General features: G+C 64.4%; 19 protein-coding genes. 3 read left to right on the top strand and 16 right to left on the bottom strand.

Going from position 1 to position 21882, the window contains the following annotated elements; translation table 11 throughout:
- Window positions 1-127 precede the first annotated feature (127 nt).
- The 11 genes from AB0P23_RS23695 to AB0P23_RS23745 all read right to left on the bottom strand — a co-directional run bounded on the left by AB0P23_RS23695 (window position 128) and on the right by AB0P23_RS23745 (window position 12577).
- Window positions 128-817: a response regulator transcription factor gene (locus tag AB0P23_RS23695; RefSeq protein ID WP_027498361.1), complete on the bottom strand. Its 690-nt coding sequence runs from the start codon at window positions 815-817 to the stop codon at window positions 128-130.
- Window positions 814-1986 (bottom strand): ATP-binding protein, encoded by a 1173-nt coding sequence (locus AB0P23_RS23700; protein WP_032372357.1) that lies wholly within the window; start codon window positions 1984-1986, stop codon window positions 814-816. Before AB0P23_RS23700 ends, AB0P23_RS23695 begins: the two co-directional genes overlap by 4 nt.
- 137 nt (window positions 1987-2123) lie before the next feature.
- The gene (locus AB0P23_RS23705; RefSeq protein ID WP_032365206.1) at window positions 2124-2879 is read right to left on the bottom strand and encodes a phosphoglyceromutase; all 756 of its coding nucleotides are present in this window, start codon (window positions 2877-2879) and stop codon (window positions 2124-2126) included.
- 12 nt (window positions 2880-2891) lie between these two features.
- Entirely contained in the window at window positions 2892-4055 is a 1164-nt protein-coding gene (locus AB0P23_RS23710; RefSeq protein WP_051365418.1) for a low temperature requirement protein A, read from the bottom strand.
- Between the two features lie 228 nt (window positions 4056-4283).
- Entirely contained in the window at window positions 4284-4691 is a 408-nt protein-coding gene (locus AB0P23_RS23715; RefSeq protein ID WP_032372356.1) for a hypothetical protein, read from the bottom strand.
- Window positions 4692-4701: 10 nt separating this feature from the next.
- Window positions 4702-5244 carry a DUF3558 domain-containing protein gene (locus tag AB0P23_RS23720; protein WP_032399551.1) on the bottom strand — a complete coding sequence of 181 codons (543 nt, stop codon included), beginning with the start codon at window positions 5242-5244 and terminating at the stop codon, window positions 4702-4704.
- 157 nt (window positions 5245-5401) lie between these two features.
- The gene (locus AB0P23_RS23725) at window positions 5402-6541 is read right to left on the bottom strand and encodes a lipase family protein (RefSeq protein ID WP_228139284.1); all 1140 of its coding nucleotides are present in this window, start codon (window positions 6539-6541) and stop codon (window positions 5402-5404) included.
- A gap of 94 nt (window positions 6542-6635) precedes the next feature.
- On the bottom strand, window positions 6636-8387 hold the full coding sequence (locus AB0P23_RS23730; protein ID WP_032399552.1) for a CocE/NonD family hydrolase: 1752 nt from the start codon (window positions 8385-8387) through the stop codon (window positions 6636-6638).
- Complete coding sequence (locus AB0P23_RS23735) at window positions 8384-9646, bottom strand: lipase family protein (RefSeq protein WP_230593383.1); 1263 nt, start codon at window positions 9644-9646, stop codon at window positions 8384-8386. The genes AB0P23_RS23730 and AB0P23_RS23735 overlap by 4 nt, the downstream gene beginning before the upstream one ends.
- A 37-nt stretch (window positions 9647-9683) precedes the next feature.
- Window positions 9684-11126 carry an MFS transporter gene (locus tag AB0P23_RS23740; RefSeq protein WP_052061331.1) on the bottom strand — a complete coding sequence of 481 codons (1443 nt, stop codon included), beginning with the start codon at window positions 11124-11126 and terminating at the stop codon, window positions 9684-9686.
- On the bottom strand, window positions 11123-12577 hold the full coding sequence (locus AB0P23_RS23745; RefSeq protein ID WP_032399553.1) for a condensation domain-containing protein: 1455 nt from the start codon (window positions 12575-12577) through the stop codon (window positions 11123-11125). The genes AB0P23_RS23740 and AB0P23_RS23745 overlap by 4 nt, the downstream gene beginning before the upstream one ends.
- A gap of 260 nt (window positions 12578-12837) precedes the next feature.
- Here AB0P23_RS23745 and AB0P23_RS23750 point away from each other — a divergent pair, with 260 nt between their 5' ends.
- Genes AB0P23_RS23750 through AB0P23_RS23760 form a run of 3 tightly spaced genes read left to right on the top strand, consistent with a single transcriptional unit; the run spans window position 12838 to window position 14862 of the window.
- Window positions 12838-13518 carry an alpha/beta hydrolase-fold protein gene (locus tag AB0P23_RS23750; protein WP_363799589.1) on the top strand — a complete coding sequence of 227 codons (681 nt, stop codon included), beginning with the start codon at window positions 12838-12840 and terminating at the stop codon, window positions 13516-13518.
- 42 nt (window positions 13519-13560) lie between these two features.
- Window positions 13561-13860 (top strand): hypothetical protein, encoded by a 300-nt coding sequence (locus AB0P23_RS23755; protein ID WP_363799590.1) that lies wholly within the window; start codon window positions 13561-13563, stop codon window positions 13858-13860.
- A gap of 36 nt (window positions 13861-13896) precedes the next feature.
- Complete coding sequence (locus AB0P23_RS23760) at window positions 13897-14862, top strand: glucosyl-3-phosphoglycerate synthase (protein ID WP_032372351.1); 966 nt, start codon at window positions 13897-13899, stop codon at window positions 14860-14862.
- A gap of 176 nt (window positions 14863-15038) precedes the next feature.
- On the opposite strand, the gene AB0P23_RS23765 is transcribed toward AB0P23_RS23760, so the two are convergent.
- The 5 genes from AB0P23_RS23765 to AB0P23_RS23785 form a co-directional block, all read right to left on the bottom strand.
- On the bottom strand, window positions 15039-16628 hold the full coding sequence (locus tag AB0P23_RS23765; RefSeq protein WP_032372350.1) for an AMP-binding protein: 1590 nt from the start codon (window positions 16626-16628) through the stop codon (window positions 15039-15041).
- A 99-nt stretch (window positions 16629-16727) separates the two neighbouring features.
- A complete protein-coding gene (locus AB0P23_RS23770) occupies window positions 16728-17996 on the bottom strand; it encodes an ABC transporter permease (RefSeq protein ID WP_363799591.1) in 1269 nt (422 codons plus the stop codon).
- On the bottom strand, window positions 17993-19213 hold the full coding sequence (locus tag AB0P23_RS23775) for an ABC transporter permease (protein ID WP_032365197.1): 1221 nt from the start codon (window positions 19211-19213) through the stop codon (window positions 17993-17995). Before AB0P23_RS23775 ends, AB0P23_RS23770 begins: the two co-directional genes overlap by 4 nt.
- Entirely contained in the window at window positions 19206-20708 is a 1503-nt protein-coding gene (locus tag AB0P23_RS23780) for an ABC transporter ATP-binding protein (protein WP_363799593.1), read from the bottom strand. The genes AB0P23_RS23775 and AB0P23_RS23780 overlap by 8 nt, the downstream gene beginning before the upstream one ends.
- An 18-nt stretch (window positions 20709-20726) precedes the next feature.
- On the bottom strand, window positions 20727-21818 hold the full coding sequence (locus tag AB0P23_RS23785) for a BMP family ABC transporter substrate-binding protein (protein ID WP_363799595.1): 1092 nt from the start codon (window positions 21816-21818) through the stop codon (window positions 20727-20729).
- Window positions 21819-21882: the final 64 nt, after the last annotated feature.

Genomic DNA, 21882 nt, shown 5'->3' on the forward strand with positions numbered 1-21882 from the left:
ACCAAGGACAACTCCACCGCCCCGCAGCCTAGAATCGTGTCTCACATGTATCGAGACACCCGTGTCCCACATGTATCAAGACAGCACACGTAGCCCACTACGCTTTTCCACTCACATGCCGCAGGCTCTACCCCTCGAGCTTGTAGCCCAGACCGCGCACGGTGACGAGATGCTCCGGCTTGGCCGGGTCGGTCTCGATTTTCGACCGCAGCCGTTTGACGTGCACGTCGAGAGTCTTCGTGTCGCCCACGTAGTCCGCACCCCACACTCGGTCGATCAACTGGCCCCTGGTCAGTACCCGGCCGGAGTTGCGCAGCAGGTATTCGAGCAGGTCGAACTCCTTGAGCGGCAACGTGATCTGATCGGATCCGACCATCACCACGTGGCGTTCGACGTCCATCCGCACCGGACCGGCTTCGAGCACTCCGGTGTCGGTGCCGCCATCGACCTCGGCGTCACTGCCGCGGCGCAGTACGGCGCGGATACGAGCGATCAGCTCACGGGCCGAATACGGCTTGGTGACGTAGTCGTCGGCACCGAGTTCGAGCCCGACGACCTTGTCGATCTCACTGTCGCGCGCGGTCACCATGATCACCGGAACGCCTGAGCGCGAACGCAATTGCTTGCACACGTCGGTGCCGCTCATTCCGGGAAGCATCAGGTCGAGCAGCACGATGTCCGCGCCGGCACGATCGAATTCGGCCAGAGCCGACGGTCCGTCGCCGACGACGGTGGCCTCGAACCCCTCTTTGCGGAGCAGGAAGGCCAGTGGATCGGCCAACGACTCTTCGTCTTCCACGATCAGAACGTTGGTCACTGATTCTCTCTTTCTGTAACCGCGGCGTCGTCTTCTTCTTCGAAGTACGCGGGGATCTGGAGGGTGAAGGTGGATCCGGTGCCCAGCTTGCTCCACAGCGAGATGCTGCCGTTGTGGTTGGCTGCGACGTGTTTGGCGATGGCAAGGCCGAGGCCTGTCCCGCCGGTGGCCCGCGACCGAGCTTTGTCGACGCGGAAGAATCTCTCGAAGACGCGTTCCTGGTCCGCCTTGGCGATACCGAGTCCGCGGTCGGTGACGGCGAACGCCACGTTCGATCCGCGCAGTGCCCTACTGACCGAGACGGGTGAACCGTCGGAGGAGTACGCGATCGCGTTCTGGATGAGGTTGGCCAGCGCCGTCACCAGTAGTGCCTGGTCGCCGAGTACTTCGAGCCCGCTCGGGTGGTCGGTGGTGACGGAGATGCCCGCGTTCTCGGCAGCGAGTTTGGACCGGTCCATCGCCTCGTTGACGACGGTGTCCACGTCGACCACTTCCAGGTCGGGCAGTTTCTCGGCCCCCTGCAGACGCGACAGCGCGATCAGCTCGGTCACCATGTTGCCCAGGCGTTTGGATTCGGCGACGACCTTGCCGCCGAAGTGCCGGACGGAATCGGGATCGTCGGCGGATTCGAGCAGCGCCTCGGCCAGCAGGCTCATCGCACCGACCGGCGTCTTGAGTTCGTGACTGACGTTGGCCACGAAGTCGCGACGCGTGGCCTCCATCCGTACCTGCTCGGAATCGTCGTCGGCGAAGAGAACGACGAACCGTCGGTCCTCTTTGCTGAGCAGTCGCGCGACGCACCGGACGGCGATCTTGTCGCGGCCGGGCCGGGGGGCCTTGGCACTGAGATCGACTTCGACGGGATTGCCGTCGGACAGCACTTTCGTCGCCGCGGCCCACGCCCGCTCGTCGATGGAACGGTTACGCACCAGGCCGAGCTCCTCGGCCCGAGGATTCGACAGCACGACGTCGTGAAATTGATCGACGACGGCGATACCGCTCTCCGACGCCAGCACGATGAGGTCCAGTACCTGCGACATCGTCAATCCGGAGGTGGCGCGGCGGCGCTCCGAGTGTCGAGTGTTGAGGTACGGGATCAGAACACCGCCGACGAGGTATCCCACGAAGGCCGCGGCAATTGCCAGTAGTACGGCCGATGCAACACTCACACCGGAATCGTACGTTCGATGGACGGCTCACATACGCAGGGTGCAGGCATTTCCCTGGTCGTCATAGCCCTCGTCGGCAGTGTTCTTCGTTCGTTCACCTGCAGTTTCGACAAACTGCCGGTTTGTGCGTGGCGGAGTTACTTGCCGCCCTGGTTTGCCACGGCAGCCGCACCCGCAGCCGCTGCTTCCGGATCCAGGTAGGTGCCACCCGGATTGGTCGGCTTCAGCTTGCCGTCGACCTCGGTGAGGTCGTACTGCAGTGGGATGCCGGTGGGGATGTTCAGTTCGGCGATGTCCGCGTCGGAGATCTCGTCGAGGTACTTCACGAGTGCACGCAGGGAGTTGCCGTGTGCGGCGACGAGCACATTCTTGCCGGCCTTCAGATCGGCGACGATCGTCTCCTCGAAGTACGGGATGAGCCGTTCGACGACGTCGGCGAGGCATTCGGTCAGCGGAACGCTGTCCAGGTCGGCGTAACGGGGATCGGCATCCTGGCTGAATTCGCTGCCGACCTCGATGGCGGGTGGCGGGGTGTCGTAGCTACGACGCCACAGCATGAACTGCTCGTTGCCGTACTTGTCCTTGGTCTCGGCCTTGTTCAAGCCCTGCAGTGCGCCGTAGTGCCGCTCGTTCAGACGCCAATCTCGCACGACGGGGATCCAATGCCGCTCGGCCGCGTCGAGCGCGAGGTTCGCGGTGCTGATCGCGCGGCGCAGCAGCGAGGTGTACAGCAGGTCGGGCAGTACGCCCGCCTCGGCGAGGAGCTGGCCGGCGCGCTTGCCCTCGGCCTCGCCCTTCTCGGTCAGTCGCACGTCGACCCAGCCGGTGAACTGGTTGGACGCGTTCCATTCGCTCTCGCCGTGACGAAGCAGAATCAGGGTTCCGATACTCATGTGGTCAGTTTCTCATGCGGGACGCTGGGGAGTGGAGCCTGCGGAACGACCTAACGCTGGGGGTCGTGGCCCGCGTGCGACGAGCACGCCGACGACGACGATCATGACGACCGCGGTGAGGGTGATCGGGATGGGAATGATCGGGTCGAACAACACGAGCACGGCACCGACCGGAACTGCGATGTTGACGACGCGATCCGCGTGGGCGCGGATGGCGATCAGCCAGACGCCGAGGACGAATATCGCAATCGGCACCGTGACGGTGAACGACGCGGCGACGTCGCCGAGCTTGCTGTGTTCGGTGAGCACATCGATCTCGACCTCGATGCCGGCCGAGAACGCGCCCGCCGCCGCAAAGATGAAGTAGTGCGTATAGCCGTAGATCAGCGAGTTGCCGAACTTTCCGATGGCCCGGTGATGCGGCGGCCAGAAGTAGATCCACCACAGACTCGCGGTGACGACGAGGGTGAGGACGGAAATCGAGATCAACGGTGCCAGCGCCGTCTCGTCGTGCAGCGCTTCGATGATGGCGTTGGCCGATGCGAGCAGACTCTCGCCGAGCAGTATCAGCGTGAACAGCCCGTAGCGTTCGGTGATGTGATGCGGGTGCCATGGCGTCGACCCGCTGCGTTCGGCGATCAACGGAACCGCCATTTCCGCGGCTGCCAACACGAAGAACAAGACGACGGCGGCTGTGCCGTCGAACAGCACCAGCCAGAGAATCCACAGAACTTGAACGCCCGCAATGCCTGTCGCGTATGTCAGTGCGGTCTTCTTGTAGTCACCGGTCCGAGACGCTCGAACCCATTGCGTCACCATCGCCACGCGCATCACGACGTAGCCGAGCACTACGACCGCAAAATCCTTGTCCACGAACGCCGATTCGACTCCGGCGGCGAGCACCAGCACGCCGGCCATCTGTACGACGGTCAGCGTTCGATAGAGCCAGTCGTCGGTATCGAAGGACGTGGCGAACCACGTGAAGTTCATCCACGCCCACCAGATCGCGAAGAACACGAGCGCGTAACTGAGCAGACCGTCGGCGACGTGGTTCTCGGTGAGCGCGTGATGGAGTTGCACCGCCGCGATACTCACGGCCACGACGAACACGAGGTCGAAGAACAATTCGAGTGGACTCGCCGCGCGATGCGGTTCGTTCGGATCGCGCGGACGCATCTGTACCAGCCGGGCCGTGGAAAGATTCACGAAGGCAGAGTAAGGCATCCGATTCGCGAATGTTGTCGTGATTGCGTTGCCGTAGTTGCCTTTACGGACATTTCGGGCAGGATCGACGGTATGGCGTTGGCAATGCACGGAACCTCCCACCCTTTGTGACGACCGCGCGGCGGGGTTCCGCGCATAGCGGGGGTGAGAGGTCCGGAGAAAGGGTGTGAGGTTGCGGGACTACTCCCCCAGCGCCGCCCCGAGCTCGCCGACCCGAGCTCCCACGCTCTGATCAACCTCTTCGGTGTCGACGAAATAGCGACGAAACACCGAGCGCATCAATTGGATGACCTCGATGTGTTGCCTGATCGCAACAGCCGCCGACCGTTCCTCACCATCGGCCAGTCGCTTGAACTTGCGACCCAGCTGTCGAGCTGAAGGAAGCGTGCCGAATGCGTCGAGATCGACGAGAAACTCCGTCTGCTGCACCATGCCCTCCAGGTGGGCGATGTACGTGACGCATGCAGCGTCGCACTGCGCCGCAACACCTTCCGGTATATCCAAAATTCCGGCTGCGGCCTGATCCGACAAGCGCCTCCAGTTCTGCATCGAGTCGAACAGATCCCCGGGGTCTTGTCCCACAGTCATACCCTCCAGTTCAGTTCGATATAGGTGGGAGCGATGCGCGCGTGGTGCGCGCAATATTCTCGATTTCCACACACGGATCTCTTGCTGGCTCGCTCGCCGCGCGAGTGTCGAGGACGAAATACACCAGACCCTTCTCCACCTCGAATGCCATGCCACAACTTCGTCCGGCGGGGCGATCGGCGCGGAGGAATTGGTATCCGCCGAGACCGTCGACTTTCGAGAATTGATTGAAGCGGTCGTTCGCCTCCAGATCGTCCAGCGAGTGGAAGCCCGAGAACGCGCCCAGGAAGTACCACGATCCAGGGTCAGGGTCTGTCCAGATACACGTCTTCCAGTCGTTGGACAGCGGGGCGTCTCCGAACAAATTCGTGGTCTTGCTCCCCACATCCAATCCCGCGGCCTCGACGGCATTGTCCGGGATGGTGCAGGGGTCCCAGGGCTCGGTGGCGATCGGCGCAACGCTGGTCGACGTCGGCAACGCAGCATTCGGTGCACTCGGCGTCGACTCACCACATCCGGCGACCAGCATCATCAGTCCGACCACACCCGTCACCCAGCGCCCTGTTGCTCTCACAACTGGTTGGACGCGGCGAGCCCTGACTCGGTTCCCCGGCAACCTCACACACCTACTACCGACTGCGCGCCCCGCTCACTCAGGAGCAAGGGCGCGCAGTCGACAAATGCGGTGTGAGGTCACCACCGAGCGGACATCAGCCGCAGTTCGACGGTGCCGGCTCACCTCGGAATCGTGCGTCCACGTAGGCGTAGGCCTCGGGCAGTCCGACGATCGATCCGCTGAAGTGCTCGGCGAGTGGATACGCCCGGAACTGGACGGTTGCCCCGGCTGCGCAGTAGCGGTCGACCGTCTCCTTCACCGGCGCGTAGGGGGTGATGAAGTCGTTGATTCCATGCCAGATGTATACCGGGGCCGTGGGGACGCCGTCGTAGTCGACGAGACTGTTCTTCTTCAGTACCGCCTGCGCAGAGGGCAGGGACGCGATGTCGACGTTCGACAGATCTCTCGCGCTCTTGAACGCTCCGCCGATGATGATGGGGCGCCTGCATTCGTTGCTCACGCGATCTCGCAGGGCCAGGCCCGCTGCATTCAGGTTCTCCGAGACGGGGAATTCGGTCGGGTATTCACGTTCGAGTCCGAGTGATGCCGCGAGTGCCATTCCGAAGGCGGGGTGCGGAATCGCGCTGTAGCCCAGGTTCTGTGCGATCAATCCCAGGTCGGCCGGGGTTCCCCCGTGCACGCTGGCCACGATGTTCAGCTCCGGCGCGTAGGTGGGTGCCATGGCACCGGCCCACGAGGTCGCCAGTGCACCTCCCGAGTAACCCAACAAAGCAACGGGACTGTCTTTCAGCGGCAACTGCTCGAAGTTCTGCACGGCCCGCACACCGTCGAGCGTCAAGCGACCTTCGTACTCCGCGGCTCCGTAGGCTCCGGTCGGGCCGAGGTAATCCGGCACCGCAACCGCCCAACCGCGGGCGACCATACCGACGTACAGGCTCGGCGCTTCACCGATCTCGTATGTAAAAAGACCATGCGACGGAGCACATTTGACGCCCAGGGCATTGATGACGGCTTGATAGGACACCAGTGGGGTTCCCGCGCCCTTGCCTCGCGGCATCAGCACGGTCGTCACCGCGGCGACGGGTGCACCTGCGGAGTTGGTGGACCGATACTTGAGTTGCCAGATGTCGGTGTTGGGGTACATCCAGGCGTCGGCCCGTCGGCTGGCCAGGATGTCACCCGGCGCGTGATCGGCGATGTCGGCCGGTGCCGCGTAGAAGACGTCCGGATCCGGGGCCGTCGGCGCGGGAGCCGCCGAAGCTGTTGTGCCCACTGCGAACAGGGACGCGCAGAGTGCCACCAGGATGGACCCCAGGGTAAAGAACTTTCGGATCACAGCGAGCCTTTCGGGTGAGCAAAATCGAAGATCACGGAACTACGGGAAGAGAGAACTGGTTGATCGGATCCGTCGAGGACACGGTGACGTCCGCTGGGCCCGGCCCACCTGCGAAGGACGGATCCGACGCGGTGATCTCGACGGCGACGCGATGACCGCGGTCGAATCGATGGACGATGCTGGGCAGCGAGATGGTCACCGGTTCACCGGATCCGGTCAGTACGGCGGGTGCGAGAAGTCCGTGAATCGGGCTTCGCGCACCGTCGGGTGCTACGTCGAGCACGGTGACGAAGACGGTCGCGGGACCGGACACCGTGGGACCGATCGACAGTTCCGGTGCGCCGACGACGTCGATGGGTTCGGTCAGTGGCGGCGTCGTCCAGTTCGCGGCAGAGCCGGGTAGCGAGACCCGCGGCACGGGCAACTCGGCCGCGAGATTCGGCAGTCCGAACGTGGTGGGCATCGACGCACCTGCACCCCGAATCGTCTGCGTCCACACTTCGTTCGACGAATCCCCCTCCGCCAGTGATCCATTCGACAAACGGAACGTGCGGCGAGCACCGACGGGAAATGTCTCGGATTCGACGTAGGCCGGCGACGCGACGCCGGTGTAGGGCACCCAGTCCCGGAAGTAGGTGAAAGCCGGTCCTGGGTCGACGTCACGATCCTTGAGGTGTCGGTCGAGCCAATTGCCCACCAGTGCCGCTTCGTGCTGAGTGAACGGGTCGGGGGCCTTGATGTCGAACTCACCCGGATAACCCTTGCGATCGTTGTGCCCCCACGAGTGCCAGACCATGGACGTTTCCACTCCCCGCGCCCGCAGGGCCTCGAATGTGGCTGCGGCCTCGTCGAGACTGAACAGCGAATCCTTCTGCCCCTGCGTGAGCAACACCGGCACATCGACTCGATCGAGATAGTCCACCGGTGAGACATGACGCATCGCCGCCAGAGTTCCCGGGTCGGGTTCGCGATTGGCCGTGAAGGCGGACGCGGCGTCGCACACCCACTGGGCGTAGTTCGGGCACCCCTGTGCCCGTGCCGGATCCACGACGTATCCGCCCGGTCCGGTCAGAACGGCACCGGCGGCCAGAAATGCCGAACCGAACACGCTCTTGACCGGCCCGACGGATCTGCGGCCGGCCCCGTCCGGTGCCAACGACCGCGCCAGATCGTTCCAGGTGATCATCGACGCGACGGTGTCCAATCGTGGATCGACCGCCGCCGTCGTCAATCCCGTTGCGCCGGCATAGGAACCGCCGAGGTAGCCGACGCGCGGGTCACCCGGTGCGTCGAGTCGAACCACATCCAGTGCCGGGGCGGCCACCGTCCGTGCGGGATCGGTGAACACCCCGCCGCTCTCACCGGCGAGATAGCCGATCAGAGCCGATGCGGCCATGCCGTCGTAATCGGGATCGGCGAAGTAGATCTTGCATGTCGAGCCGCCGAAACCCAGAGCCGAGTACGTCAGAACCACGTAGCCGTGAGTGGCGAATCTGGCAGCGGCACCAGCCTGGTCGTCCTTGGATCCGCCGAAACCGTTGCTGGTCAGAATGGCTGGAGCTCGGTGGTCCGGTCCCAGCCCGACAGGAACGTAGACATCTCCGACGACAGTGCAGTGCTGATCGTGTTCGGGCCCCACTGCGACGTCGAAGTATCGAGTCTGCACCGAGAAGTCGCCGAGCGTCTGCGGTGCCAGGACCGGGAGATCCGCTGCATATCCGGGCGTGGAAGCTCCGACCAGAGCCGTCGTCACAGCAGCGACGACGGTTGCCAGTCGTCTCATCGGAGGCAGTTCGTCGGCGGCGCGACACCCCGGAACCTGTTGTCCAGGAATGTCAGTGCCGCGGGAAGGCCCTCGAACGCAGCCTGGATGTGCTGCGGTGCGTGCACGACGTCGAACTGCAGTGTGGCACCACTCGCGCAGTACCGAGCAGCAGTGTCCCGCAACGCACCGATCGGAATGAGCGGATCGTTGTCGCTTCCCCACAGAAGTGTGGGTGCCGTCGGCACACCGGCGTACTTGACCAGACTGTTCTCGTCGATGATCTGCTGCGCCTCGGGGCTGTCCACCAACGACGTAGTGGTCGAGACCGCCAGCGCGCTCTTGAAGGCTCCGGTCGCAAGGATCACCGGCGTGCACGCATTCGACACCTGATCCTTCAACGCCAGACCGGTGGGATTGAGCTGCGCGGTGATCGGCAAACGATCCGGGTATTCACGTTCGAGTCCGAGGGCGGCCGCGAACGCGAGACCGAATGCCTGATGGGGCTGAAAACCCAAGGCGCGAGCGATGTTGTCCAGATCCGCCGGCACACCTCCGGCTGCGGCACCCACGATGTTCAGCTCGGGTGCATAGCTGGGAGCGAGCGCCGCGGCCCACGCCGTCGCCATACCGCCGCCGGAGTAACCGGCCATGCCTACCGGGCTCGCTGCCAAACCGAGTTCCGGCACGCGCTGTGCGGCGCGGACGCCGTCGAGCGTGATCTGTCCGCCCAACTTGGCTGCGTCGTAAGCGCTTTTCGGCCCGAGGTGGTCCGGTACCGCCACGGTCCATCCACGCATCAGCGCGAGGTTGAGGAATTCGCGTTCCTGCACACCGGTCGTCGGGTCGGCACCGAACAGGGACTCCGACGGTGCGCACTGCAACCCGAGCGCGTTGACGAACGGCTGATACGACAGTAGAGGCCCACCGGGTGCGCGGTTCGTCGGTGCCAGAACGGTTGTCACTGCGGCGATGGCGTCGCCTCGGGAATCGGACGACCGGTACTGGAGCTGCCAGATGTCGGCACCGGGATACAGGGGGCTCGAAAACCGCCGACTGGCAACGACATCGCCGTTGTTCTTCCCGTTCAGGTCCGCAGCCGCCGCATACAACGTGCCGGGTACCGGGGCCGGATCACCGGGCGCAGCCGACGCATGGGGAGCAGATACGAACAACAGCGACATCAACCCGACGACGAGTGTCGAGGTCACGAGGGTGCGAAGCATGGTGTAACTCTTCTCGATTTCGATCGGCCCGAACTCCTGATCCGGGTGAGACATCGTCGGATACTGTGGCGGGACAATCACTTAAGAATATTCACGGCACACCCTGGGAGACCATCGACGAGCTGCGTTCGACGACGCCGCGGGGCAGCGCGGCCGCGAGTGCGGTAGCCACCACCATGGTCGCGGCCAGCCCGAACAACACCGTCCGCTGAGACGCCAGATAGTCCGCGGCAACCGGCTCCGCAGGAAGCAGACCGAAGTACAGGGCCCCGGTCACCGCGGTTCCCACAGCCGATCCCACTTGTTGGACGGTCGGCAGAATCCCCGAGGCCGAGCCGATGGCGTGCGGGGCCACCCCCGCGACGATGGTGCTCTGCAACGGCGCGATCACCGACCCGAGACCCGCTCCCAGTACCCCGAGCGGCACGACCGCCCACCAGGGAAAGCCGGCACGGTCCAGATATTCGGTGGTGACGCCGAGAACGAGCAGAGCCAGTCCCATGGCAGCCGCGCCGGCCGCAACGACGCGAGAATCCCAGTGGTGGAACGAGATCGGCGCGGCCACCGAAGCGAGCACCGCCCCGAGAGCGAAGGGAACAGTGATCACTCCCACCGTCGACGCGCTCTCACCCAGTCCGGATTGCAGTGTCACCGACATCGTCAGAACGAACCCGGTGAAGGTCCCGTACACGAGAGCCGATACCGCGCATCCCACGGAGAATCCTCGCTCACCGAAGACGCCGATGTTCACCATGACGTGTGCTCCTGCAGCACGTCGACGACGCTCCCACATCGCGAACCCGGCCAGTGTCGTCAGACCGAGCCCAACCGCGGGCAACGCTGCGGCGACACTCGAGCTGATCATGACGGGACAGACGATCAGCAGGGCCCCGATCGACCACAGGACGGCACCGACCGGGTCGAACCGTCCGCCGTGTCCGGCAGGGACCTGCTCGGTACCCGATGCCACGAACCTGCGGCCGAGAACGATCGCCGCCGCCGCGATCGGGACGTTGATCAGAAACAGTGCTCGCCAACCGGTTCCGAGGATGTCGAGGTGCAGCAGCGCTGCGCCGATGGACGGCCCGGCGAGTCCGGCCAGCCCCGCGGTGCCACCGTACAGCGCGAACGCGGTGGTGCGCCGCGTGCCGGAGTAGGCCGCTGTCACGATCGCCACCGTCTGCGCCGACATCGCCGCTCCCGCGAGCCCCTGCAGCACGCGGGCGAGGACGAGCAGTTCGACGGTGGGCCCATAGGCGCAGAGCACCGACGTCACGGCGAACAGTGCAGTGCCCGTGACGAATACCGTTCTGCGCCCGAACACCTCACCTGCGCGCGCCATCGTGAGCAGCGCGCAGGCGAAGGCGAGCAGATACGCCGTCGGGATCCAGACCTGCTGGGTGCCCGACGCGTCGAGGTCACGCGCGATCGTCGGCAACGCCACGGTGACGGCGGTGACGTCGATCATCTGCATCGTGACGGCCAGCAGGCAGGCACCCAGCGTCAGCCACGACCCGCGGCGAGGGAGCGTCATACCCTGCTGACGTCCGGAAGCTCGTGGGCCAACACGTGAGCCTCGGGTGGTTGTGGGATGTAGTCACCCTTGTCGACCACGGCGGCGTAGATTTCGGAGATCTTGGAGAAGTACAGGTCGATCGAACGATCGGCCTCGTCCGTGCCCGGGTACAGGAACTCGACGCCGGTGTGGTCCTCGAAACGGTTGATCCACATGAAGACTTCCTCGGAACTGCCGCGGTTGCCGTACAGACCCGCTCCCGCCGCATCCAATTCGGCTTCGCCCGGCAACTTGCGAACGTCGACGTACGAGATCATCGGCGCGGTCCATCCCGGCTGGGTCGTGATTCCGTGTTCCGGCAAGGCCAGCTCGAGCACCCGGTGGTACGAGGTGTTCGCCAGCAACTTTCCGGAGTCGAATGCTGCCTGTGCGAGCACTGCGAGGGTACGGAACGTCGGCTGCTCACCGAGGTCGAATTGCACCGGAATCAGGCTCGAATACCACCCGATCGACGCGAATTCGCCCGGGGTCGCCCGAGTGCTCTTGGGCGTCAGACCGAGGTAGCTGCCCCGGCCGGCGAGTTCGTACTCCGCCAGGGCTGCGGCGGCGAAGATCCCGCCGATGAACTTGACTCCCACGGCTGCACACGCCTCGTCGACTGCCTGCGCGGTGGCACCGTCGAACAACGGGAACGAACTGTGCGAGGTCCGCGTGTAGTCGGCGCTGTTGCGTCCCAACGGAAGTGGGAACGTCGGCAGATCTCCCCCGTTGTCGGTGACCAAGTCGATCCAGGTCCGAACCGCAGGGCTCTCGAGAGTCGTCGCGTCGCTCTCGAGGCGTTCGCGCTGGCAGTACTCGAGGTAGCTGCCCGGGGTGAACAGGCCGTCGGACTCCCCCGTCACCGCGTTGCGATAGAGCTGGCGCAGCTCGTAGTAGGTCAGGGCCTGCGAGATGCCGTCGGTGTCGAGGTGATCGACTGCGGCGTACACCACGAAGTGATCGTCGTGTTCGATCGTTCCGAACGAGAAGCAGTCCCAGCTCTCGGGACCGGGTGTGCTGTCCTGCACGTGACGCCGAATGGCCTCGGAGTCCGCAGGCGTTCCGAAATCGGTCGCTTCGAGCGCGATGTCGGCGACGTCGACGAGGTGGCGCGTCGAACCCTCGGCCGTCGTCGAGAACCAGCTGCGGAACGAATCGTGTCGGGTGACGAACGTGTTGAATGCTCGTCCCATCGCGGTGCGGTCCAGTGCGCCTTCGATCTTGAACGTCACCAGGCACAGCCGGGAGAATCGGAACGACGATCCCCGGTTGCGGTAGGCGGCTTCGAGATACGCCTGCTGGATGTGCGAGGGCGGTGCCGGGTGAACGGGCGCAGCCGCGGCAGCAGCTCGTGAGGCGACGGTGGGTGACCACGTGGTGAGCGGTCCTGGAGCGGGCTTCCACTCGTCGATGAGTCCGAATGCGACCACGACACAACCTTTCGAAGGAGACAGAGCGATTCGACGCGGCGAGGTGCGTCGGAGGGGCCAGTGCATCACCCGGGCAGAGGCCGAGAAACCCCGTCGACGAGCATTTTGGAAAATTGACAACGATTCGCGGGATATCTGTGTCAGAACTGAAGGATCGTCAACATTGTTGTCGACACCAGTGATTCGCATTACCGTCCAAAGGCACATCGCGCTCGCCGGAGATTTGTCGTGCGTGGCTCCCACAATGTCAGGAACCGTTGATGCCCAGTCGATTTCGCCTCGGTCAGGCGACCTTGTCGGCTCTGAGTGTGCTCGCCACCGTCGTCGTTCTCCTATCGATCACGACGGGGTCGGCTTCCGCCGACACCGTCTCGTCGGTGGTCGGCGTCGAGGGAGTTGCCGACCGACGAGACATCGTGTGGGTGCATTCGGCAGCCATGGACCGCGATATCCAGCTCGACGTGTTTCGGTCGGCGCAGCCCGGTTCACCCACGCTCTATCTACTCAACGGAGCGGCGGGCGGTGACGGGGGAAGCAGCTGGTTCGACCAGACCGACATCGCCGGCTTCTTCGGAGACAAGAACGTCAACGTGGTGGTTCCGCGGGGCGGCGCTGCGAGCTATTACACCGACTGGTTGCACGACGATCCGGTACTGGGCCGAAACATGTGGTCCACCTTCCTCGGTCGCGAACTTCCTCCGGTGATGGATGCTCTGCTCGACGGCAACGGGGCCAATGCGGTCGCCGGTATATCGATGGCAGGCACGTCCGTTCTGCAGTTGGCCATCGCCCATCCCTCGGTGTATCGATCCGTCGCCGCGTTCAGTGGATGCGCACGTACCAGCGACCCGGTGGGTGCCATGTACGTCAGGTCCGTCGTCGAGGCCCGCGGCGGTGGGTCGACCGCCAACATGTGGGGACCACAGGGCAGCGCCGACTGAATTGCCAACGACCCCTACGTCAATGCCGAGGGGCTGCGCGGCATGGCCGTCTACATCTCGTCCGGAACGGGAGCGCCCGGTGCGTTCGACGTGCCGGGCGGCCCCGGTATCGGCAGCGATTACGGCAAGCTCGCCCAACAACTCGCCGTCGGCGCAGTGATCGAAGCGACGACCGATGTGTGCTCGCAACAGATGCAGAAACGGTTGCAGGAGTTGAACATCGAGGCCACCTACAACTTCCGACCCAACGGGACCCATTCCTGGGCCTACTGGCAACAGGATCTGCACGATTCGTGGTCGGTGATCGCACCGTCGTTGGGGCTGCCGACCGGCCCGTCCTGAGCCGTGCACTCCTCGAGCGATGACGAAGGAAAAGCGATGAACCGAACCGACGTTGCGGGCACTCCGGCTCTGGCTGCCACCTGGGCCCGCTCACCGTGGCCACTGGCAGACATCATCCGGGCCAAACGTGGCCGGACCGTCTCGGTCGTGCTGCCCGCTCTCGACGAGGAAGAGACCGTCGCCGGCGTCATCGCCTCGATGACTCCCCATCTGGGCAGCCTGATCGACGAGCTGGTGGTGCTGGATTCGGGATCGACCGACCGCACCGCGGCGCGGGCCCGCTGCGCCGGTGCCACCGTCGTCTCCAGGGAGGACGCCCTACCCGTCACACCCGTGGTTCGCGGCAAGGGTGAAGCGCTGTGGCGCGGAGTGGCCGCCACCTCGGGCGACCTCGTGGTGTTCGTCGACTCCGATCTGGTCGATCCCGGTTCGCACTTCGTTCCCTCCCTCGTCGGTCCACTGGTCATGTCCGACGACGTCGAGTTGGTCAAAGGCTTCTACCGTCGGCCGCTGACGATCGGTGACACCACCGATGAGGACGGCGGCGGCCGCGTCACGCAGCTGACGGTACGTCCTCTGCTGACTGCGCTTCGGCCCGAACTCGCCGGCGTCTTCCAACCCTTGGGCGGGGAATACGCCGCGACTCGTCGCCTCCTGGAAGCACTTCCGTTCGCCCCCGGCTACGGAGTCGAGATCGGTGTACTGCTCGATACGTGCGACCGGTTGGGTATCGGCGCGATCGGCCAGGTCGGACTGGGAACCCGACGGCATCGAAATCGGCCGACGTCGGAGTTGGCTGTCATGAGTCGGCAGATCATCGCCACGATGTTCTCGCGCCTGGGCCTGAGCGATTCCGGAGCCGGGTTCACCACGTTCTCCACCACCGGAACTCAGCTCTCGATGAGCGTGGCACCGTTGTCTCTCGTCGACCGTCCCCCACTGACCACCCTGGACGAATACAACCGCCTCACCCGATGCCCGGCGATGAGTGCACCCGGCTGATTCGAGCGCGGTTCCACGACAACCTCACACCCCTGCTACCGACTGAGCGCCCATGTTTGCGCCCGAGGAGGGTCGCGCGGTCGGAAAAATGGGTGTGCACTATCGAAACGTCTGCGCCACCACACAACACCCCGCCCCACTGAGTGTGAGACGGGGTGTTGTCGTGGAACGGAGTTTTACTTTCCAGCCTCCGCTGCCCGCAGATCCTTACGAAGAATCTTGCCGGCCGCAGACTTCGGCACGATGTCGATGAACTCGACGCGTCGAACCTTCTTGTGCGGGGAGACGCGCTCGGCGACGAACGCGATGATGCCCTCTTCGTCGATCGTGGCACCCTGCTGGCGGACGACGAACGCCTTGGGGATTTCCTCGCCCTCGTCGTCGAGAACACCGATGACGGCCGCGTCGGCGATTTCCTCGTGCGTGAGCAGCAGCGCCTCGAGCTCCGCCGGGGGCACCTGGTAGCCCTTGTACTTGATCAGTTCCTTGAGGCGGTCGACGATGTAGACGACGCCCTCGTTGTCGGCGACGGCGATGTCGCCGGTGTGCAGGTAACCGTCGGAGTCGAGGGTCTCCGCGGTGGCGGAGGGATTGTTCAGGTATCCCGCCATCACGTTCGGTCCCTTGACCCACAGCTCGCCCGGCTTGCTCAATCCCTCTGTGGGCAGCTCGATTTCCTCGAGCGTGCCCGGGTCGACGAGCTTGTTCTCGGTGTTGGCCAGTGGCTGGCCCACCGAGCTGAGCGGCATGTCGTCGCGATCGAACGGGATCGCGTGGCTGACCGGGCTGAGCTCGCTCATGCCGTAGCCCTGACGCACCCGCGTGTTCAAGCGCTTGGCGACGGCCTTGCCGAGCTCCTCGTCCAACGGGGCCGCGCCGGAGAAGATGGTGTGCACGCTCGAGAGGTCGTACTGATCGATCATCGGGTGCTTGGCGAGCGCGACGGCCACCGGCGGGGCGATGAACAGGTAGGTCAGCTTCTGGTCCTGGATGATGCGAAGGAACTCGACGAGGTCGAACTTCGGCATCGTCACCAGGTGCGCGCGCAGCTTGAGGGCGATGTTGAGCAGCACCGTCAGGCCGTAGATATGGAAGAACGGCAGCAGCGCCAGGATCGCGTCGTTGCTGTCGATGCCCACGCGCGGTTCCATCTGGGCCACGTTGGCGACGAGGTTGCGGTGCGTGAGGATGACGCCCTTGGGCACACCCGTCGTGCCGGACGAGTACGGCAGCACGGCAACGTGCGTGGCCGGATCGAACGAGACCTCGGGAGCAGGTGCGCCCTGGGTGAGCAGGTCGCGCAGGCTCGGGTGGCCCTCGGCGCCGTCGAGCACGATGACGTGATCGGCGTCGATGCCCACCTTGTCCGCGGCGGCCTTGGCCTGCGGGTACAGCGGGGAGACGGTGAACAGGAACTTCGCGCCCGAGCCGGTGAGCTGCTTGGCGATGTCCTCGGCGGTGTACAGCGCATTGATCGTCGTCGCAGTTCCGCCGGCACGCAGAATGCCGTGCAGCACCGACGCGAATGCGGGGACGTTCGGCGAATGCAGTCCGACGACGTCGCCGACCTCGAGCCCACGGGCAGCGAGCGCCCCGGCGATCGCGTCGACCTGGCCGATCAGGCTCTTGTAGGTGGTGACGTCACCCGACGTGCCGTCGATGAGCGCAGGCTTGTCCAGATCGGACTCGGCGATGGACCCGAACAGGAAGTCGTAGACGCTCAGATTCGGGATCTCGACGTCGGGAAAGGGACTGCGGAAGCTCATGGCTCTCCTTCGAAAAACTGCGGCAACAATGATCGAACCTTACAGTGAAAGCGGTCACATCGGACAGCGACCCTACCGCTGAGTCAGATGGCGAAACCGTCAACTCCTGGACGCGTACGGTTTGCCCGCTGCGGCCGGTCCTCGCACGTGGCCCACCAGGCCGGCGACGGCGAAAATGGTGACCACGTACGGCAGCATCAGCATGAACTCGCTCGGCACCGGGGACCCGATGATGCCCAGTACGTTCTGCAGATTCGACGCGAAGCCGAACAGCAATGCGGCCAGGGTGGCACGCACCGGATCCCATCGGCCGAAGATGACCGCGGCGAGTGCGATGTAGCCGGCACCTGCGGTCATCTCCTTGCCGAAGGCTCCGACGGACCCGAGCGTGAAATACGCACCGCCGAGCCCGGCGATGGCACCGGCGAGGCAGACGTTCCAGAACCGCGTTCGGGCCACGTTGATTCCGACGGTGTCGGCGGCTTGCGGATGCTCACCGACGGCACGTAGTCGCAGACCCCACTTGGTGTGGAACAGACCGAAGAACACCAGGGCCACGGCGATGTACATCAAATAGACGATCAGTGTCTGTCGAAACAGCACCGGACCGAGGATCGGAATCTGCGAGAGCACCGGAATGTCGATGCGCGCGAAGCGCGGTGGCGAATTCAGCGTCTCGGCGTTCTTGGTGAGCACCACCGAGTACAGGAAGCTCGTCAGTCCGACGACAAGCACGTTGAGCACCACACCGACGATGACTTGATTGACGAAGTAGCGAATCGAGAACACCGCCAGCAGCGACGCGGTCAGTGCGCCTGCGACCAGAGCGGCGAGCAACGCCACGTAGGTCGAACCGGTGATCGACGCGACGACGGCGCTGACGAAAGCCCCTGCCAGCAGCTGCCCTTCGATGGCGATGTTGATGACGCCGACACGCTCGGAGATCACTCCGCCCATCGCACCGAAGATCAGCGGTGTGCTCAAAGCGACCGCGCCGATGAGCAATCCGGGCACGGGGATCGTCTCCCCGTCCGCGGCCCACGCGAGGAATCCGAACACGAACAGCACTGCGAACACGGCGAGCAACCACAACGGCGTCGACCGGTAACGCGACGCCAACAGCGCCGTGTAGCCGGTGATGACGGCCAGTAGTACCACCACGACCAGGCCGGCACCGTACGACGGTACGCCGACGGCGGGCAGTGCGAAGAAGTCGTCTTCGGAGGCCAGCGCGAATGTACTGGTGCCCGAGCCTTTTCGGACCACGAACAGCACCAACGCCAGCAGTGTCACGACCCCGAGGATCGTGGGCACCTTCCAACTACGACCGAGGACCGTCTCTGCGGGTGAGTCGACGGAGGTGGTCACAGTGCACCCACCTTCGCGGTCTCGGCTTTGGCGAGTTTCTCTTCACCGGGTTTGGGCAATCGGAACACCGCTCGCACCAACGGCGGTGCGGCGATGAACAGCACGATCACCGACTGCACGACGAGCACGATGTCGATGGGTACGCCCTCGGCCGCCTGCATGGCGAACCCGCCGGCTTTGAACGCGCCGAACAGGATTCCCGCGAAGAAGACGCCCCACGGTTTGGATCGCCCGAGCAGGGCCACGGTGATGGCGTCGAATCCGATACCGGCGTCGATGTCGGCACTGAAGCCGGTGGTGACCGTACCGAGCACCTGCGCTACACCGGCCAGGCCGACGAGAGCTCCGGACAGGATCATCGCGTAGAGGTAGATGCGGTTGACGTTCATTCCGGCGACGCGGGACGCGTGCGGGTTCTCACCGACGGCACGGAATCGGAATCCGAGGCTCGATCGTTCGAGCAGCCACCACACCGCGACCGTCACGAGGATGACCAGCACGAACCCGAGATGCAGGTTGTACTTGTCGCCGAACAGCTTCGGGAACACGGCCGTCGATTCGATGGGGGCCGTCTTCGGATTGTTCGATCCCGGAGCCTGCAGCGCACCGGGAGTACGCAGCAGGTACGAGATGAGATAGAACGCAACGTAATTGAGCATGATCGTGACGATCACCTCGTGAGCACCGGTGCGGGCCTTGAGAAATCCGGCGATGCCGCCCCAGACCGCGCCGCCGACAACGCCTGCGACGACGGCCACCAGCAGATGAATGCCGGCGGGCAGGCTCACCCCGAAACCGACCCAGCCCGCACACGCGGCGGCGATGAGCATCTGGCCACGACCACCGATGTTGAACATACCGACTCGAAAGGCAAGGGCCACACCGAGTCCGGCGACGATGAGCGGTGTCGCGAACGTCAACGTCTCGGTCAACGGCCGGATGCCGTTCTCGAACCCCGGACGACGGAAGTTGTACACCGACCCCTGGAACAGCGACGAATACGCGCCGGACACCGAATCCCAGATCGCCGTCAGCATGTCCGACGGACGGGAGAAGAAGTAGCCTGCCGATTCCTGGACGCCGGAGTTGGTCGCGGCAATGAGGACGGCACCGACGATCAGCGCAAGCAGGACCGCGAGAACCGAGATGATGGCACTGCCGGTGAAGATCTGCCGAAGTACGACATGAGCTTTCGACGGCTGCTCGGTCTCACTCACCGCGCTCGCCGCCCATCATCAATCCGAGTGTTTCGCGGGACGTATCCCCGGGGACGATTCCCACGATTGCTCCTCGATACATGACGGCTATGCGGTCGGCCAGTGCGGCGACCTCGTCCAGTTCGCTCGACACCACGATGACCGGGATCCCCGAATCCCGGGTGGCGACGATGCGCTTGTGTACGAATTCGATTGATCCCACGTCGATTCCGCGAGTGGGCTGCGCGGCGACGAACAGTCGCAGATCGCGGCTCAGTTCGCGTGCGAGTACCACCTTCTGCTGGTTACCACCGGACAGGCGTCCGACGGCGGTTCCGATTCCCGGTGCCCGCACGTCGAATTCGGTCAGTTTCTCCGACGCGAACGTGTCGAGATACTCCCGCTGTACCGCTCCGCGCCGCACGAACGGCTCGCTGATGGAGCGGTCGAGCATCAGGTTCTCGGCAATCGAGAACTCCCCCACCAGGCCGTCGACGGTCCGGTCCTCGGGCACGAACCCGACGCCGGCGTCGAGCACCTGCTGAACTGTCGCCCCGACGAGAGAGCGACCGTCGAGGGCGATCTTTCCGGATACGTTCTCCTGCAAGCCGAGTAGCGCCTCGACGAATTCGGTCTGCCCGTTGCCCTGCACGCCGGCAATGGCGAGGATTTCTCCCGCGGCGACCTCGAGACTGATGTCGTCGACGGTCTTGTTGCCCTGGGCGTCGAACACCGACAGGTTCTCGACGACCAATGCTGCAGCACCCGGCACGGCCGGTTCCTTCGAAACGGTCAGCTGCACATCACGTCCCACCATCAACGCGGCGAGTTCGGTGTTGCCTGCCGTCGGCTTCGCTTCGCCGACGACCTTGCCGAGCCGGATGACGGTGATCTTGTCTGCTACTTCGCGTACTTCACGGAGCTTGTGGGTGATGAACACGATGGTGGTGCCCGACGCCGCAAGTTCCCGCATGATCCGCATCAGATCGTCGGTTTCCTGCGGCGTCAGCACGGCCGTCGGCTCGTCGAACACGAGCACCTTGGCTTCTCGAGAGAGCGCCTTGACGATCTCGACCCGCTGCTGCACGCCGACGGGGAGATCGTCGACGAGAGCATCGGGGTCGAGGTCGAAGCCGAACCTCGCGGATATCTCTCGTACCAGCTTTCGTGCTGCCACGAGGTCGAGTCGTCCACCGAGCGAGGTGGTTTCGTTGCCGAGCACGATGTTCTCGGCCACGGTGAACACCGGAATCAGCATGAAGTGCTGATGCACCATGCCGATTCCTGCAGTCATCGCCTCGCCCGGTCCGGCGAAGTTCTGCTCGACGTCGTCGAGCAGGATCTGGCCTTCCTCGGCGCGGTACAGGCCGCTGAGCACGTTCATCAACGTGGACTTGCCTGCACCGTTCTCACCGAGGAGGCAGTGGATCTCGCCGGATTCGACCGTCAGATCGATGTGATCGTTGGCGATCAACGAGCCGAATCGTTTGGTTATACCGCGAAGTTCGAGCTTCATATCCCTTTACGACCGAGGCTACTTGGGTGCCGACGGCGATTCGACGGTGATGGACCCGTCGACGATGCCGGCCTTGATCGTGTCCAGTTCGCCCTGCAGTGCGGGGTCGACCTGGGACTCGAAGTCGTGGAACGGCGCGATGCCGACGCCGTCGTTCTCGAGCGTGCCCACGTACGGGCTGTTGTCGAACTTGTCTGCACCGGAGTTGGCCACTACCTCGTCGACACTGGTCTTGAGGCCCTTGGTCACCGAGGTGAGCAGCAGGTCGCCGACCGACGGGTCCGACTCGAAGACGTCGGCATCCGCACCGATCAGCGCAACCGGACGAGAGGAGTCCCGAATGGCCTGCGCCGCACTCTGATAGATGGGTCCACCGACCGGGAAGATGACGTCGGCGTTCTGGTCGATCAGGCCCTGGGCGGTGTTCTTGGCGACCTCGTTGGCGGTGAATCCGCCGGTGAACGAGCCGTTCTGGGAAGGCACGTCCCATCCGATGACGCGGACTGCCTTGCCCTTCTGCTCGTTGAAGTAGTTCACACCGTCGGCGAAACCGTCCATGAAGATGGTGACGGTCGGCAGCTGCGAGCCGCCGAAGGTGCCGACGACTCCGGTCTTGCTGTAGCTGGCGGCGGCGTAACCGGCCAGGAATGCCGACTGCGACGCGTCGTAGGTCAGCGGCTTGACGTTCGGCAGATCGATCGAGGAGTCGTCGATGATCGCGAAATCGATGTCGGTGTTGGCCTCGGCCGCGACCTTGGTGGCGTCGGCCAGGTCGAATCCGACGGTGACGATCAGGTTGCAGCCCTGATCGACGAGGTTGTTGATGTTGGGGGCGTAGTCGGTGGGCGACGTGGACTCGACGGTGCGCGGCTCGACGCTGAGCTCGCCTGCTGCCTCGGTGAGTCCTTCGAAACCGAGCTGGTTGAACGACTTGTCGTCGAATCCGCCACTGTCGGAGACCATGCAGGGCAGGAAGTCACTCGAGCCGCCCCCGCCGGATCCTTCGTTCTCGGGTGCGGATCCACAGCCTGCGATCAGGGCGATGGCACCGAGCGACGCGACGCCGCCGAGTGCTGCCTTCCGCGTACTCGTGCGGGTAACGAATGACAAGATGTCCTCCAATATCGATGTGTGTTTCGTCTGTTTCGGGACGGTACTCGCGCGAACCTGGGTG

Source organism: Rhodococcus sp. NPDC077669, assembly GCF_040686915.1.
Lineage (GTDB): Bacteria > Actinomycetota > Actinomycetes > Mycobacteriales > Mycobacteriaceae > Rhodococcoides > Rhodococcoides fascians.